This window comes from Sphingomonas sp. PP-CE-3A-406, from assembly GCF_003688625.1.
In the GTDB taxonomy this organism is placed as follows: Bacteria; Pseudomonadota; Alphaproteobacteria; order Sphingomonadales; family Sphingomonadaceae; genus Sphingomonas.
On record NZ_RCWY01000002.1, the window covers coordinates 1,076,602 to 1,091,620 of the forward strand.

A 15,019-nucleotide genomic window follows, 5' to 3' on the forward strand; every position below is an offset into this window, starting at 1 on the left:
TCCGCTCATTCCGTATCGAACAGCGAGGCCAGCTGTTCGATGATCGTGCCGCCAAGCTGCTCGACGTCCATGATCGTCACCGCGCGCGCGTAATAGCGGGTGACGTCGTGGCCGATGCCGATCGCGACCAGCTCGACCGGCGACTTGCTCTCGATCCAGCCGATCACCTGGCGGAGGTGCCGTTCGAGATACGAGCCCGAGTTCACGCTGAGCGTCGAATCGTCGACCGGCGCGCCGTCGCTGATCACCATCAGGATGCGGCGTTCCTCGGGCCGTGCAACCAGCCGGGCGTGCGCCCACATCAGCGCCTCGCCATCGATATTCTCCTTCAGCAACCCCTCGCGCATCATAAGACCGAGCGAGTTGCGCGCGCGGCGCCACGGCTCGTCGGCGCGCTTGTAGACGATGTGGCGGATGTCATTGAGGCGACCCGGCTGCGGCGGACGGCCAGCGGCGAGCCACGTCTCGCGACTCTGACCGCCCTTCCACGCACGTGTCGTGAAACCGAGGATCTCGGTCTTCACCCCGCAGCGCTCCAGCGTGCGCGCGAGGATGTCCGCGCTGATCGCTGCAATCGAGATCGGGCGGCCGCGCATCGAGCCGGAATTGTCGATCAGCAGCGTCACGACGGTGTCGCGGAAGTCGGTCTCCCGCTCGGCCTTGTAGCTCAGCGACAGCGTCGGGTTGACGATCACGCGCGCGAGCCGCGCGGCGTCGAGGATGCCCTCTTCCTGATCGAAATCCCACGACCGCGACTGCTGCGCCATCAGCCGCCGCTGGAGCCGGTTGGCAAGTTTCGACACGGTCGACTGCAGGTGCACAAGCTGCTGGTCGAGATAGCCGCGCAGGCGTGCGAGTTCGTCGGCGTCGCACAGCTCGGTGGCCGCGATCACCTCGTCGAACTGCGTCGTCCACGGTTTGTAGTCGAACGCGCCGCCCATGTCCGCGAACGGACGGTTCGGGCGGACCGGCTGCATGCCTTCCTCGCCGTCGTCGCCGGGCTCGCCGTCGATGTCGTCCATCGACTCGTCGCTCTGCTCCTGGCCGTCGCTTTCCTCATTCTGCTGCTCGGACTGTTCGCCCCGCGCCTCGACTTCGCCCTGGCCGTCCTCGCCCTGGTCGTCGCCTTCGTCGCCCTCGTCCTGCTGCTGCTCGTCGGTGCCCTCGTCCTCGGAGCCGCCCTCGTCGCTTTCCTCGGGGACCTGATCGCCTTCGACCAGTTCGAGTTCCTGCAGCATTTTCCGCGCAAGACCCTGGAACGCCTTCTGGTCGTCGAGCGCATAGGCCAGCGCGTCGAGATCGGTCTTGCTCTCGATCCACTCACGCACCAGCGCTAGTCCGGGCGCGGCGATCGCGGGAGATTCCAGCCCGGTCAGCCGCTCGCGCACCATCAGGCCAAGTGCGGTCGACAAAGGCACCTCGTCGCGATTGCGCGCGCGCGTGATCGGATCCGCCCGCAACCGCACGTCGAGCGCGCTTTCTAGGTTCTCGGTGATCCCCGCATAGCCGCGCGATCCGAGGGCTTCCACGCGTGCGGTTTCGACGGAATCGAATACTGCGCGCGCAACCGCCTCGACCGGCGCCGCACGATTATGCAGCGCGATGTCGTGATGCTTCAACCGGAGCGCGAATCCGTCCGCGAACCCACGCGCCTCCGCGACCTGCTCCAGCGGCAGGGCGCGCGCGGGCATCGGCACCTTGATGTGCTTACCCGACTGTGTCGGTGCATCGGCGGTAAACGCGAGTTCGACCTCCGGCTCCTCCGAAATCGCACGCGCGGTACCGGCAAGAACCGCCTTGAAGCGATCGAGAGGGGTTTCGTTGGCCAAAGGTTTAGGCCTTGCCCACCACGCTCTCGGGAAGATCCTTGCCGAACACGCGCTGGTAATATTCGGCGACCAGCGGCCGCTCCGCCTCGTCGCACTTGTTGAGGAAGCTCAACCGGAACGCGAAGCCGACGTCGCCAAAGATCAGCGCGTTCTGCGCCCAGGTGATCACCGTACGCGGGCTCATCACGGTCGAGATGTCGCCGTTGACGAAGCCCTTGCGCGTCATGTCGGCGACGCGGACCATGTTCTCGACGGTCTTCTTGCCCTCGGGCTTGTCGTATTCGCCGGACTTGGCGAGCACGATCTGCGCCTCGACCTTAGCGGGCAGGTAGTTGAGCGTGACGACGATGTTCCAGCGGTCCATCTGGCCCTGGTTGATCTGCTGCGTGCCGTGATACAGCCCGCTCGTATCGCCGAGGCCGACCGTGTTGGCGGTCGCAAACAGGCGGAACCACGGGTTCGGACGGATCACGCGGTTCTGGTCGAGCAGCGTCAGCTTGCCTTCGGTCTCCAGCACGCGCTGGATCACGAACATCACGTCCGGGCGGCCCGCGTCGTATTCGTCGAACACCAGCGCAGTTGGGGTCTGCAATGCCCAGGGCAGCAGGCCTTCGCGGAACTCGGTGATCTGCTGGCCGTCCTTGAGGACGATCGCGTCGCGGCCGATCAGGTCGATACGGCTGATGTGCGCGTCGAGGTTGATGCGGATGCACGGCCATTTCAGTCGCGCCGCGACCTGCTCGATATGCGTCGATTTGCCGGTGCCGTGATAGCCCTGGACCATCACGCGACGGTTATGCGCGAAACCCGCCAGCACGGCGAGCGTCGTGTCGGCATCGAAGACGTACGCCGGATCGAGATCGGGGACGCGCTCGTCGGCTTCGGAGAAGGCCGGCACTTCCATGTCGGAATCGATCCCGAACATCTCGCGCACCTTCACCATGCGGTCGGGTGCGTCGAGGATCGTGGTCTCGCGGCTGTCGGGCTGGGTATTCGGGATATCGGTCATGTTGGCCTCGTGTTCCCCACCGCTCTAGGACAAGCGAGGGGCGTTACTCAACCGCGACCTTGTCCGGAAGCGGGAAGAGTGTGACGAACCGCTCGGCAAGCGCACGGTTCCCGGTGATCTGCAATGTGCCCGCGGCTTCCGCATCGCGAAAGGGCCTTGCGCCATAGACGAGCGATGCGATCGTCATCGGATCGCCGTCGAACGTGACGTCCGCGACCGAGGGGTCGGCGCGCACGACATGGATCCAGTCGCCATCGACCCGGCCGACGAACCCCTCGCCGCCCAGCCGAAAACCGACGACCGCGATCCAGCCATCGGCGCGCTGCCGCGAGAACATCGTCCGGAACGACAGCATCAGCGAGGCCGCGCTCAGCGGCAGGGTGGTATCGTGCGCAGGCGACCGCGCCGCCCATCGACCGAGTTCGCGGATCGCGGTCTCGCTCTCATACCCCCACGGCGTCAGCTCGTAGACCTGTACGCTAGCGGGCGGCGGCAGCATGCGCCGGATCAGGATACCGGCGCGCGCCAGTCCCTCCAGCCGCTGCGTCAGGACGTTCGCACTGATCCCGCCGAGGTTAGCCTTCAGCTCGCCGAACCGCCGCGGACCGAACATCAGTTCGCGCACGACCAGCAACGACCAGCGCTCTCCAACCAGTTCGAGCGCCATCGCCGTGCCGCACGCATCGTCATACCACCGCTTCGACGATGCGCTGGTTACATTTTCTAACTTCATAGTTGTTTTAGGTAACCATCGCGAGCATGCAATGCAAATACGGTGTGAAACCGAGTCGAACCAGGAGAGCAGCCATGAGCAAAGCCATCTTCGTGAATCTGCCGGTCGCCGACGTGGTGGCCGCGACGGCGTTCTACGCGGCGATCAGGTTCGAACGGAACGCGATGTTCTCGAACGATCAGGGATCGGCGATGGCGTGGTCGGACACGATCATGGTGATGCTGCTCGACCGCGCCTTTTATGCCACCTTCACGGCCAAGCAGATCATCGATGCGAAGACGACGAGCGGCGTGCTGCTGGCGCTGTCGTTCGACAGCCCGGCCGACGTCGATGCGATCACGGAAGCCGCACTAGCGGCCGGCGGGCGCGAATTGCACGATCCCGAGGACATCGGCTTCATGTACAGCCGCGCCTTCGAGGATCTCGACGGGCATGGCTGGGGACCGTTCTTCATGGACATGGCCGCGGCGACGCAGGCGATGGGCGAGACCCAGCCGGACTGATCCCGCCACCTGATCCAGCCGGGGAGACTGCGCCGACCTCGTGACATCCGGAAAGGGAAACGATGCGACCGATCATCACGGCCTATGACTGGGTTCCCGATTTCGCCAAGGGCCAAGTGCGGGACCTGCGCGTCCGCTGGGCGCTCGAGCAGGTCGGCCAGGCCTATGACGTGCTGTATCTCCAGCAGGGCGAACAGAAACAGCCGCTGCACCGCGATCGTCAACCCTTCGGGCAGGGTGCCCACGTACGAGGCGGGCGACCTGATGACGGTGGCGGTATTGCGCATGCTCGGCGGCACGCCGCTGCTCGACGCGCATCCGACACTGACCGAGTATGTCTCGCGAGTCGAAACTGACCGAGTATGTCTCGCGAGTCGAAGCGCGTCCGGCCTTCGCGAGGGCACTCGCCGATCAGATGGTCGGGTTCACCGGCGTTCGCCGCATGGCTGGCGGCACAGGGAGAGACTGAATGACCGACGCGTACGACCTGTCGATCACTCGCCTGATCGACGCCCCCGTCGAGACGGTGTGGCGTGCCTGGACCGAGCATCTCGCCGACTGGTTCTGCCCGCGCCCCTGGACGACCGAGATCGTCGAACTCGACCTGCGCGCTGGCGGCCGCTGCGCGTTGATCCTTCGCGGCCCGAACGACGAGGAAAACGCGCTCGAAGGCGTCTATCTCGAGGTGATGCCGTACATCCGCATCGTCTCCACCGACGCGTTCACAGCGGGTTGGGTGCCACAAACCCCGTTCATGACGCGCCTCGACGAGTTCTTCGAGGAAGACGGCAAGACCCGCTACACCGCCACCGCCCGCCACTGGACCGCCGAGGCGCGCGGCAGCCATGCGGCGATGGGCTTCGAAACGGGCTGGAACGCGGCAGCCGATCAACTCGAAGAGGTTGTCCGGCGACTATAAGGATGTAGCAACGTCATCACCCGGCGGGCGGCCTATGCGGACGGCGAACGAGGTGCCGGCGTATCATGCGAACGCTGCGGCGCCCTTCAGATGCTGATACGCCGAGATCACCTTCTGCAACTCCGACTCATGCGCGCGGTCACCGCCGTTGCGGTCGGGGTGATAGCGCCGGACGAGTTCGCTGTAGCGTTTGCGCAAAGCCGTCCGATCGGTATCCGTGCCGAGCCCCAGCACGCGCAACGAGCGGCGCTCGCCGTCCGACAGCACGCGGCCGTCCTTGCGCGCCGCCGCCATCCGCTCGCCGAACCGCGCGCCGATAGCATCGATCGGATCGGCGAAGTCCGCCCATTTCGGCGGGGTATCGCCGCCGCCATGCGCGAACGCGCGCGTCTCGCGCTCCCAGCCCGCCATAGGGCGTTGCGCATAGTGGATTTCGTCCGCGGTCATCCCGTCGAAGAAATTATAGCCGGAGTTGAACGCGCGGACATGCTCGAGGCAGAACCAGCGAAATTGCGGCGGGCCGCCGTCGCTCGGCCCTTCGAGCGGTGGTGCGCGGAATTCACCGGGCTCCTCGCAATCGCGCCACATGCAGACGCGACCCGTCCCTTCCACACGGCCGTGAAACCGTGGGCTGGGGCGTTCCTTACGCTCTTTTCGATCGTCGTCCGCCACCGGCTCCCCGCGCTTCCAAAACGGGCTATATAGGAAGCATGACAGACCTCGCCACCGGCTCCATGCAGGACCAGATCACCGCCCGCCTCACCACCGCGCTCAGCCCGACGCAGCTGACCGTCGTCAACGAGAGCGAGCTCCATGCCGGCCATATGGGCGACGACGGCACCGGCGAAACGCATTTCCGCGTCGAGGTGGAAACGCCGCGTTTCGAAGGTCTTACCCGCGTCGCGCGCCAGCGGCTCGTGAACCAAGCGCTCGCCGATCTGTTGAGTACGCACATTCATGCGCTCGCCATCAAGGCCCGCGCGCCGGGAGAGTGATCGATGTCCTACAAGCTCTGGTATTGGCCGTCGCTGCAGGGGCGCGGCGAGTTCGTCCGGCTTGCGCTCGAAGGCGCCGAGATCGCGTATGAGGATTGCGCGCGGACAGTCGGCGAAGAGGGTCTGCTCGCGAACCTCAACGATCGCACCGGCCGCACGCCGTTCGCGCCGCCGTATCTGGAGCTCGACGGTCTGGTGATCGCGCAGGTCGCCAACATCCTGATGTATCTCGGCGAGCGCCACGGCCTTGCACCATCGAACATGGCGGACCGGCTGTGGCTCAACCAGCTCCAGCTGACGATCGCCGACATCGTCGCGGAGGTTCACAACGTCCATCATCCGGTCGCGATGATGGACTATTACGACGACCAGAAGCCGGAGGCCGCGCGTGCCGCCAAGCAGTTCCGCGAGGCGCGGATGCCGAAGTATCTCGGCCATTTCGAGGATGCGGCGCAAGCCAATACCGGCGACTGGCTGATCGATCACAAATGGAGCTATGCCGATACGTCGCTATTCCAGGTGATCGAGGGGCTGCGCTACATGTTCCCGCAGCGGATGAAGACCCTCGAACCCGACTATCCGAACCTGATCCGCATCCACGATCAGGTCGCGGCGCTTCCCGGTATCAAGGCGTATCTGAAGAGCGACCGGCGCGTTGCCTTCAACACCGACGGCATCTTCCGCGCGTATCCGGAACTCGACGCGGCATGAGCCGCTCTCGATCCTCCCCCGCCAGGGGGAGGTGGATCGCGCAGCGAGACGGAGGGGGCGGGAAGCGATGACCGCTGCTCCGTGTCCTCCCCCTCCGTCGCCTTCGGCGCCACCTCCCCCTGACGGGGGAGGATCGATGAGCGAGCGCGCCCCACGCCCAGCCGCGCGTATCCTGCTCGTCGACGGCCAAGACCGCGTGTTGATGTTCCGCTTCACCCCCACCGACCGCCCGCCGCTCTGGTGCACGCCCGGCGGCGCAGTCGATCCCGGCGAGAGCTACGCCGCGGCCGCACGTCGCGAACTGTGGGAGGAAGTCGGCCTCGACATCGACTGCGGCCCCGAAGTCGCGCGCCGCGTCGTCGACTTCCGCACCTTCGAAGGTGTCGAGGTCACCGCCGACGAACGCTATTTCCGGATCGACGTCGACACTTGCGACGTAAAGGCCGGCAATCTCACCGAACAGGAGAAGCAACTGCTCGTCGGTCACCGCTGGTTTTCCCGAAACGACATCGTCGCGCATGACGAAACGCTCTATCCAGCAGACCTGGTCGAACTCCTCGACGCCACGGAACCTGCCAAGGGATAACGCCATGCTCGATGATTTCGTCCTCCAGACCATCCTGCCTTCGACGCACGATCTCGGCGGGTTCAAGGTTCACCGCACGCTGCCGAACAAGGAACGGACGATGGTCGGCCCGTTCCTGTTCTTCGACCAGATGGGCCCGGCGCATCTCGGCGTGGGGCAAGGCATCGACGTGCGCCCGCACCCGCACATCAACCTGTCGACCGTCACCTACTTGTTCGACGGCGCGATCGATCATCGCGATTCGCTCGGCACGCAGGCGCGGATCGAGCCGGGCTCGGTGAACCTGATGACGGCGGGCCACGGCATCGTCCATTCAGAGCGCTCGCCCGGCGACGAGCGTGCCGAAGGGCCGAACCTGTCGGGTATCCAGACCTGGCTGGCGATGCCCGAGGCGGTCGAGGAGATCGACCCGGCGTTCGAGCACGTCACCAAGGCGCAGTTGCCGACGATCGAGGCGCACGGCGCACGCTCGCGAATCATCATGGGGAGTCTGTGGGGCCAGACCGCGCCGACGACGACCTATTCGGGGACGATCTACGCCGACATCGCGCTCGATCCGGGCGCGGGCGTGCCGATCGACGCGGCGGCCGAAGAGCGCGCGATCTACCTCGCGATGGGCGAGGCGACGCTGGAGGGTGTGAAACTGGAGCCGCAGGTGCTGTACGTGCTCAGGCCCGGTATCTCCGCGACGCTGCGGTCCGCCCACGGCGGCCGCGCGATGCTGTGCGGTGGCGATGCGTTCACGACGCCGCGCCACGTCTGGTGGAACTTCGTGAGTTCCAGCCGCGACCGCATCGAACAGGCGAAACGCGACTGGAACGCGGGCAACTTCCCGAAAGTGCCCGGCGACGAGAAGGAATGGATCGAGATCCCGGCGGTGCCGAAGACGGTCAGCTATCCGTGACTCCTCCCCTCCCGCTTGCGGGAGGGGTCGGCGGAGGGCATCTTCCAAGGGCAGCGCGACGGGCAGGCCCTCCCCTGACCCCTCCCGCAAGCGGGAGGGGAATCATGACACTGCAACGCATCGCGTTATCTACCGGAATCGAACTCGACGTCGCGATCGGCGGAGACCCCGCGAACCCGCCCGTAATCCTGCTCCACGGCTTCCCCGAATCGCACCGTACGTGGCGCGACATCGCCCCCGACCTTGCCCGCGACCATTACGTGATCGCCCCCGACCAGCGCGGCTTCGCGCGCTCCGCCAAGCCCGAGGGCGTCGACAGCTACACCCCCGACAAGATCGTCGCAGACCTGATCGCGCTCGCCGATCACCTGAAGATCGACCGCTTCACACTGGTCGGCCACGACTGGGGCGGCGCGGTCGCGTGGATGGCGGCGCTCCGCCACCCCGAGCGCATCGCGAAGCTCGTCATCATCAACGCCCCCCACCCGCTCGTCTTCCAGCGCACCATGTTCGACGATCTCGAACAGCGCGCCGCCAGCCAGTATATCCGCGCCTTCCGCAACCCCGATCTCGAAAAGCATATCGCCGCGATCGGCCTCGAAACCTTCTTCGACACCAGTTTCTCCAAGCACGCCGACCTTGCCGCGATGGCCGAGGACAAGGCCGCCTATCTCGACGAATGGGGCCAGCCCGGCGCGATCACCGGCATGCTCAACTGGTACCGCGCGAGCGCGATCGTCGTTCCCGAGATGGACGAGACTCCGCCCCGCCCGGCCTTTCTCGACGCACCGTTCCCGCCGACCGCGATGCCGGTACTGGTGATCTGGGGAATACAGGACAGCGCATTGCTGCCGAGCCAGCTCGACCTTGGCGCGTATGTGCCAGACCTCACGATCGAGAAGATCGATGCGGGCCATTTCGTACCGTGGCAAAAGCCCGATGCGGTGATCGCCGCCATGCGCCGCTGGGGTATCTGACAGCCGTATCGATCCTCCCCCGCCAGGGAGAGGTGGCGCCGAAGGCGTCGGAGGGGAAGGTCACGGAACAGAAGTTGGCGCCGACCGCCCCCTCCGTCTGGCAAGCGCCAGCCACCTCCCCCTGGCGGGGGAGGATCAGAAAACTCGCTGATCGAACCGTGCTCGCTCTGACCAGCGCACCTGTCTGAATCCTGACGACCGCATTCTGCGATCGTTCAGCGCGACGGGCGCAAAACCCTGTCCATGCCGTCGATTCGGCGTCGAACACAGGAGAGCAGTCATGCGCAAGATGATCCTCGCGGCCGTCGCCGCCGCCACCCTCGTCCCAACCGTCGCCACCGCACAGAGCTACGGCGAAGTCCGCCGCGACCAGCGCGAGGTCCGCGAAAGCCAGCGCGACCTCCAGCGCGCGCGCCGCTACGGCGACCGCCACGACGTCCGCGAAGCCCGCCAGGAACTGCGCGAAGACCGCCGCGAGGCACGCGAGGACTGGCGCGACTATCGCCGCACGCATGGTAACGTCTATCGCCGTCCCGCCTATGTTGGCCCACGCGGCTATCGCTATCGCCCGGTCAACGTCGGCTACCGGTTCGCGCCCGAATATTACGGCCGTAACTATTGGGTGAACGACTATCAGACCTACCGCCTGTCGCGCCCCGCGTACGGCTATCAGCGGTGGGTCCGCTACGGCCGCGACGTCGTCCTGGTCGACACGCGCTCGGGCCAGGTGGTCCAGGTCAACAACGGCTTCTTCTACTGAGCCGGACGGGCCCCTCCGTCACCCCGGACTTGTTCCGGGGTCCACCGGTCCGCAAACTCGAAGCCATCGATGCGCGGAACGGTGGATGCCGGAACGGGTCCGGCATGACGGGGCACCTCAATCCTTCTCGTACGCGCCACGCCGCATGACGTAGTCGCGCGTCTCGTACGGCAGCGCCAATCCTTCGACCCAGGCGCCATGCGCATGCGTCAGCGCGACCAGTTCCATTGCCCGCTCCCCCGGCCAGCCGCGCACGCGGACCTCATGCCGGTGGAGATCACGGTTCGGCTCCATCATCACCCAGCCGAGTGGTCGTTCCACCGTCGCACGCGCACCCGCAGCTTCCATCGCGACCCGGATCCGCTCGCGGGAGGTCGCCGGCAGATACTGCCACACCACCGAATGCATCAGCACGCGCGTGACGCCCTCGGGCTGCGGCTCGGCCAATTGCGCTTCGACCAAGTCGGCCGCATCGCCTTCGACCAGATCGACGCCGCCGTCCCGCACCATCGCGATCGCCGCCGCGAGCCGCGCCTGTCGCTCGACCGCATCGACCCAGACATACGCTTCCAGCCGTGCCGCAGCGTCCGGATCGGCGACGTCCACCGGGTGGATATCGACGCCGCGAGTCGACCCGATCTCGACGGGCGCGTTCGGCGGCGGCGGCCCCCGCCATTCAGGACGGATCGTCACCGGCGATGTATCCGGCCCGACATTCACGCCGCCCAGATCGAACAGATAGCGATCGATCAGCAGGTTCAACCCGGCACTCGATCCGATTTCCAGCACCTCGAACCGCGGCCCGTATCGCTCGGCCAAATGGAGGATCCCGGTCATCATCCCCGCGGACCGCGCCGCCTCGTTGGTCTGTGGCGGCCCATCGAGCCACGGCAGCAACGCCGCATCCTGCGCGACCAGCGTCGCCCGCAGAGCAGCCGCCACGCGTACCGGGTCGGTCTCCGCCCCGGCGAACACGGCAGAAAGCGCCGGATCGACGCCCGCGCGGTGCAGCGCATGCAATCCGCCGACCAACCGCAACGCCAGCGCATCCGCGACAGGCTCGCCCATCCAGTCGAGCACCCGCCGCCCCGTCTCGCTTTCGCGATCCACTGCGGTCGCCAGCGCAGTGCAGACCCGCGCGGTAATGGGCGCGTCCATCGCGGTGCAATAGCCCGCCTGGATGTCGAACGCCGCACGGTTAGCCGGTTCATTTGCCATGTGCAGGTTGTTGCACCCGCTCAGCCCCCCCCGTAAAGCCCGACGCGTGCCTGACTCCCAGATCATCATCGCCGTCCCCAAGGGACGCATCCTCGCCGAGGCCCTGCCGCTGCTCGCGCGCGCCGGGGTACATCCCGAAGCGTCCTTCTCGGACGAAAATTCGCGTGCGTTGCGCTTTGCGACAAACGATCCGGCGATCTCGCTGATCCGGGTGCGCGCGTTCGACGTCGCGACCTTCGTTGCGCACGGGGCGGCGCAACTCGGCATCGTCGGGTCGGACGTAATTGCGGAGTTCGGCTATTCGGAGCTTTACGCACCGGTCGACCTCGGCATCGGCCATTGCCGCCTGTCGGTCGCCGAGCCCGCCGAGATGGCCGCGCAGGACGATCCACGCGGCTGGAGCCATGTTCGCGTCGCGACCAAATACCCGCATGTGACAGCGGCGCATTTCGCCTCGCGGGGCGTGCAGGCGGAGTGCGTGAAGCTCAACGGTGCCATGGAACTGGCGCCGACGCTCGGCCTCGCGCCGCGCATCGTTGACTTGGTTTCGTCGGGCCGGACGTTGCTGGAGAACGGCCTGGTGGAGGTCGAGACGATCATGGAGGTCACCAGCCGCCTGGTGGTCAACCGCGCCGCGATGAAGACGCGCAGCCGGGTGGTGCCACTGGTGGAAGCGTTCCGTCGTGCGGTCGAGCAGGAGATCGCAGCATGACCACCCTCTTCTGCTCCCCTTCCCGCAAGCGGGAAGGGGCCGGGTGTTGGGCTCTCGCTATCCTCGACCGAAACGCTCGCGGTGAACGCGTGCCCACCCCCAGCCCCTCCCGCATGCGGGAGGGGGGCAAGTGATCCGCCTTTCCACATCCGACGCGGACTTCGCGACCCGCTTCACCGCGCTGGTCGAGGACCGCCGCGAGTCCGACGCTGGCGTGACGCAGGACGTCGCCGCGATCATCGCTGCAGTCCGCCGCGGCGGTGAGACCGCGCTCCGCGACCTCACGCAGAAGCACGACCGCCACGACCTCGAAACCACCGGCTGGCAGATCGACGCGAGCGACTGCAAGGCCGCGTTCGATGCACTCGACCCGGACCTGCGCACCGCGCTGGAACTCGCCGCGACCCGGATCCGCGCGTATCACGAGAAACAGCGGCCGCTCGACAGCGACTCGGTCGACTCCGCGGGCGTAAGGCTCGGCGCACGCTGGCTCCCCGTCGACGCCGCCGGCATCTATGTCCCAGGTGGACGCGCCGCCTATCCCTCGTCGCTGCTGATGAACGCGATCCCCGCCAAGGTCGCCGGTGTCGGCCGCCTCGCGATGGTCACGCCCACCCCCGACGGTCAGATCAACCCGCTGGTCCTCGCCGCCGCACATCTCGCGGGCGTCGATGAAGTCTGGCGAGTCGGTGGCGCGCAGGCTGTCGCAGCGCTCGCGTACGGCGCGGGCCGGATCGAGCCGGTCGACGTCATCACGGGCCCCGGCAACGCCTGGGTCGCGGAAGCCAAGCGCCAGGTCTACGGCGTCGTCGGCATCGACATGGTCGCGGGCCCTTCCGAAATCGTCGTCGTCGCGGACGCGCTCAACGACCCCGAATGGACCGCCGCCGACCTGCTCAGCCAGGCCGAGCACGACTTGACCACGCAGTCGATCCTGTTTACTGACGACGCAGCCTTCGCCGACAAGGTCGCGGAAGCCGTCGACCGTCAGTTGCGCGATCTCGCCACCGAAGCGGTCGCGCGCGTCGCGTGGGACACCAACGGCGCGATCGTTGTCGTCGAAACGCTGGCAGACGCGATCCCGCTGGTCGACCGCCTCGCCGCCGAGCATCTCCAGCTGGCAATCCCTGACCCGCAAGGATTCTTCGACCGTATCCGCCATGCTGGCTCGGTATTCCTTGGCCGCTACACCCCTGAGGCGATCGGCGATTACGTCGCCGGCCCGAACCACGTCCTCCCCACCGGCCGCCGCGCGCGCTTTGCCAGCGGGCTGTCGGTGCTCGACTTCATGAAACGCACCAGCTTCCTGGCATTGGACGAAGCGGCCCTCCGCGAACTCGGGCCTGCAACCGTTGCGCTGGCCAACGCCGAAGGGCTACCCGCGCACGCCAAATCAGTGGCGCTGCGGTTGCGGCTCAACAGTTAGATTGGTTCACGCGGAGGCGCGGAGACGCGGAGGTGTTGCGGGCGGCGCAGCCGCTTCGATCGCCTCCTTGGCCGGTTATTGCAGGGCCGCTGCGCGGCAGGGTCGACACCTCCGCGTCTCCGTGTCTCCGCGTGAACCAATCTTCTTCGACTCCCCGCACCGAAACGCAAAGGGCTGACACACACGCCCCCCGCGCCTACAGGCAACCGCTTATGACTCGAACCGCCCCCCGCACCAAGGCGCGTGCCGCCGCTCGCCTCGCCGCCGTCCAGGCGACTTACCAGCACGAGATGGAGGGCACCGCGATGCCCGTCCTGCTCAACGAATTCCACCAGCACCGGCTCGGCGCGACGATCGAAGACGTCGAATATGCCGAGGCCGACGTCGACTTCTTCGACGACCTGGTGACCGGCGCCAACGCGCGTGCCGGCGAGATCGACGTGCTGATCGAGGGCAAGCTCGCCAAGGGCTGGACGCTCGCGCGGCTCGACAAGCCGATGAAGGCAATCATCCGTGTCGGCACGTATGAACTGCTCGCCCGCAAGGACGTGCCGGTCGCCGCGGTGATCAGCGAATATGTCGATGTGGCGCATGCGTTCTACGACAAGCGCGAGTCCGGCTTCGTGAACGGGCTGCTCGACGGTATCGCGAAAGAGGTGCGGGCGTAATCTCCCTCTCCCCTCTGGGGAGAGGGTCGGGGTGAGGGGCTGTACCGAGCGGTGCGCTGTGTGGCAGCCCCTCACCCCAGCCCTCCCCCCGGAGGGGAGAGGGAGCAGAGAGTGACCGAAGCCGAGTTTATTGCCGCTCTTCGCCGGCTCCCGCTGCACCCGGCGGCGCGTGGCCTCAACGACGATACCGCGCTGCTCGACGCAGGCCCGCTCGTCGTCACGACCGACACGCTGGTCGAAGGCATTCACTTCCTCCCGACCGACCCCGCACAGGACGTCGCCTGGAAGCTCGTCGCGACCAACCTTTCCGATCTCGCGGCAAAGGGGGCCAGACCCGAGGGGGTCCTCCTCAACTATCCGCTCAGCGACGACGCGTGGGACCGTGCCTTTCTCGAAGGGCTCGCCGACGTCCTGACCACCCTCGACACGAGGATCATCGGCGGCGACACCGTGACGGTTCCGCCGAATGCGCCGCGAGTCCTGACCCTCACCGCGTTCGGCAGCAACGCCGCGGCGCCCGCCCGTAGCGGTGCACGCGACGGCGATGCGCTCTATGTAACTGGCACGATCGGCGACGCGGGCGCGGGTCTCGCGATCGCACTCGGCGCGCAAGGCCCAGCCGAACTCCTCGCCGCATACCGACGCCCGCAGCCACGGCTCGCCGACGGTCGCATACTTGCCCCGCAGGTCCATGCGATGATGGACGTATCCGACGGCCTCCTCATAGACGCATCCCGCATGGCGTTGGCCAGCGACCTCGCCGTCAACGTCGACCTCTCGCGCATACCCTTGTCGGCCGCCTACCGCGCCTTCTCCGGCGATCGGCTCGCCGCCGCGACCGCCGGCGACGACTACCAACTCCTTTTTGCTGCACCGCAAGATTTCGCCACCGACGCCACTCTGATCGGCGCTTTCTCAGCCGGCTCGGGCCTCACCCTTTATGACTCGGGCACCCCCGTCCCGCTCCCCCCAAGTCTAGGCTATGAGCACCGCCCCCGAGGATAACTTGCGCAATACCCCCGCACTGATAGGTTCGCTGTATCGGGACTCGGCAAAGTCGAGACCGGAG

General features: G+C 66.7%; 17 protein-coding genes and 1 pseudogene. 13 read left to right on the forward strand and 5 right to left on the reverse strand.

Annotation, left to right across the window (positions count from 1 at the left end; translation table 11 throughout):
* Nucleotides 1-5: 5 nt before the first annotated feature.
* From cobT to C8J44_RS11280, 3 genes are read right to left on the reverse strand one after another with little or no spacing between them, the layout of a single operon-like run.
* Nucleotides 6-1,829, reverse strand: coding sequence for a cobaltochelatase subunit CobT (gene cobT / locus C8J44_RS11270; RefSeq protein WP_121904525.1), 1,824 nt, complete (start codon nt 1,827-1,829; stop codon nt 6-8).
* Nucleotides 1,830-1,833: 4 nt separating this feature from the next.
* The gene (cobS, locus tag C8J44_RS11275) at nt 1,834-2,838 is read right to left on the reverse strand and encodes a cobaltochelatase subunit CobS (protein WP_056052421.1); all 1,005 of its coding nucleotides are present in this window, start codon (nt 2,836-2,838) and stop codon (nt 1,834-1,836) included.
* Nucleotides 2,839-2,881: 43 nt separating this feature from the next.
* Nucleotides 2,882-3,571, reverse strand: coding sequence for a winged helix-turn-helix transcriptional regulator (locus C8J44_RS11280; RefSeq protein WP_121904526.1), 690 nt, complete (start codon nt 3,569-3,571; stop codon nt 2,882-2,884).
* A gap of 74 nt (nt 3,572-3,645) precedes the next feature.
* Here C8J44_RS11280 and C8J44_RS11285 point away from each other — a divergent pair, with 74 nt between their 5' ends.
* The 3 genes from C8J44_RS11285 to C8J44_RS11295 all read left to right on the forward strand — a co-directional run bounded on the left by C8J44_RS11285 (nt 3,646) and on the right by C8J44_RS11295 (nt 4,993).
* Nucleotides 3,646-4,074, forward strand: a complete 429-nt coding sequence (locus C8J44_RS11285) for a VOC family protein (protein WP_121904527.1) — start codon at nt 3,646-3,648, stop codon at nt 4,072-4,074.
* Nucleotides 4,075-4,136: 62 nt separating this feature from the next.
* Nucleotides 4,137-4,430, forward strand: coding sequence for a hypothetical protein (locus C8J44_RS11290; RefSeq protein ID WP_259466813.1), 294 nt, complete (start codon nt 4,137-4,139; stop codon nt 4,428-4,430).
* Between the two features lie 113 nt (nt 4,431-4,543).
* Nucleotides 4,544-4,993 (forward strand): SRPBCC family protein, encoded by a 450-nt coding sequence (locus tag C8J44_RS11295; RefSeq protein ID WP_121904528.1) that lies wholly within the window; start codon nt 4,544-4,546, stop codon nt 4,991-4,993.
* Between the two features lie 63 nt (nt 4,994-5,056).
* Here the strand turns inward: C8J44_RS11295 and C8J44_RS11300 are convergent, their stop codons facing one another.
* Complete coding sequence (locus C8J44_RS11300) at nt 5,057-5,581, reverse strand: J domain-containing protein (protein ID WP_121904529.1); 525 nt, start codon at nt 5,579-5,581, stop codon at nt 5,057-5,059.
* A 122-nt stretch (nt 5,582-5,703) separates the two neighbouring features.
* Between C8J44_RS11300 and C8J44_RS11305 the strand changes: the two genes are divergently transcribed.
* The 6 genes from C8J44_RS11305 to C8J44_RS11330 all read left to right on the forward strand — a co-directional run bounded on the left by C8J44_RS11305 (nt 5,704) and on the right by C8J44_RS11330 (nt 9,926).
* The gene (locus C8J44_RS11305; RefSeq protein WP_121904530.1) at nt 5,704-5,988 is read left to right on the forward strand and encodes a BolA family transcriptional regulator; all 285 of its coding nucleotides are present in this window, start codon (nt 5,704-5,706) and stop codon (nt 5,986-5,988) included.
* Between the two features lie 3 nt (nt 5,989-5,991).
* Complete coding sequence (locus C8J44_RS11310; protein WP_121904531.1) at nt 5,992-6,699, forward strand: glutathione S-transferase; 708 nt, start codon at nt 5,992-5,994, stop codon at nt 6,697-6,699.
* A gap of 136 nt (nt 6,700-6,835) precedes the next feature.
* Nucleotides 6,836-7,285, forward strand: a complete 450-nt coding sequence (locus tag C8J44_RS11315; protein ID WP_121904532.1) for an NUDIX hydrolase — start codon at nt 6,836-6,838, stop codon at nt 7,283-7,285.
* A gap of 4 nt (nt 7,286-7,289) precedes the next feature.
* On the forward strand, nt 7,290-8,189 hold the full coding sequence (locus tag C8J44_RS11320) for a pirin family protein (RefSeq protein ID WP_121904533.1): 900 nt from the start codon (nt 7,290-7,292) through the stop codon (nt 8,187-8,189).
* A 104-nt stretch (nt 8,190-8,293) separates the two neighbouring features.
* Complete coding sequence (locus C8J44_RS11325; protein ID WP_121904534.1) at nt 8,294-9,166, forward strand: alpha/beta fold hydrolase; 873 nt, start codon at nt 8,294-8,296, stop codon at nt 9,164-9,166.
* A 280-nt stretch (nt 9,167-9,446) separates the two neighbouring features.
* Entirely contained in the window at nt 9,447-9,926 is a 480-nt protein-coding gene (locus tag C8J44_RS11330; RefSeq protein ID WP_121904535.1) for an RcnB family protein, read from the forward strand.
* 183 nt (nt 9,927-10,109) lie between these two features.
* Here C8J44_RS11330 and C8J44_RS11335 read toward each other — a convergent pair.
* Nucleotides 10,110-11,117 (reverse strand): annotated as a pseudogene (locus C8J44_RS11335) (DUF2332 domain-containing protein); the annotation flags it as partial.
* Nucleotides 11,118-11,190: 73 nt separating this feature from the next.
* Here C8J44_RS11335 and hisG point away from each other — a divergent pair.
* From hisG to thiL, 4 genes are all read left to right on the forward strand, one after another.
* Nucleotides 11,191-11,856, forward strand: a complete 666-nt coding sequence (hisG, locus tag C8J44_RS11340; RefSeq protein ID WP_254784345.1) for an ATP phosphoribosyltransferase — start codon at nt 11,191-11,193, stop codon at nt 11,854-11,856.
* A 130-nt stretch (nt 11,857-11,986) separates the two neighbouring features.
* Nucleotides 11,987-13,282 (forward strand): histidinol dehydrogenase, encoded by a 1,296-nt coding sequence (hisD, locus tag C8J44_RS11345; protein WP_121904538.1) that lies wholly within the window; start codon nt 11,987-11,989, stop codon nt 13,280-13,282.
* A gap of 212 nt (nt 13,283-13,494) precedes the next feature.
* Entirely contained in the window at nt 13,495-13,950 is a 456-nt protein-coding gene (gene nusB / locus C8J44_RS11350; RefSeq protein ID WP_056488135.1) for a transcription antitermination factor NusB, read from the forward strand.
* Between the two features lie 111 nt (nt 13,951-14,061).
* Nucleotides 14,062-14,955: a thiamine-phosphate kinase gene (gene thiL, locus C8J44_RS11360; RefSeq protein WP_121904539.1), complete on the forward strand. Its 894-nt coding sequence runs from the start codon at nt 14,062-14,064 to the stop codon at nt 14,953-14,955.
* Nucleotides 14,956-15,019 lie beyond the last annotated feature (64 nt).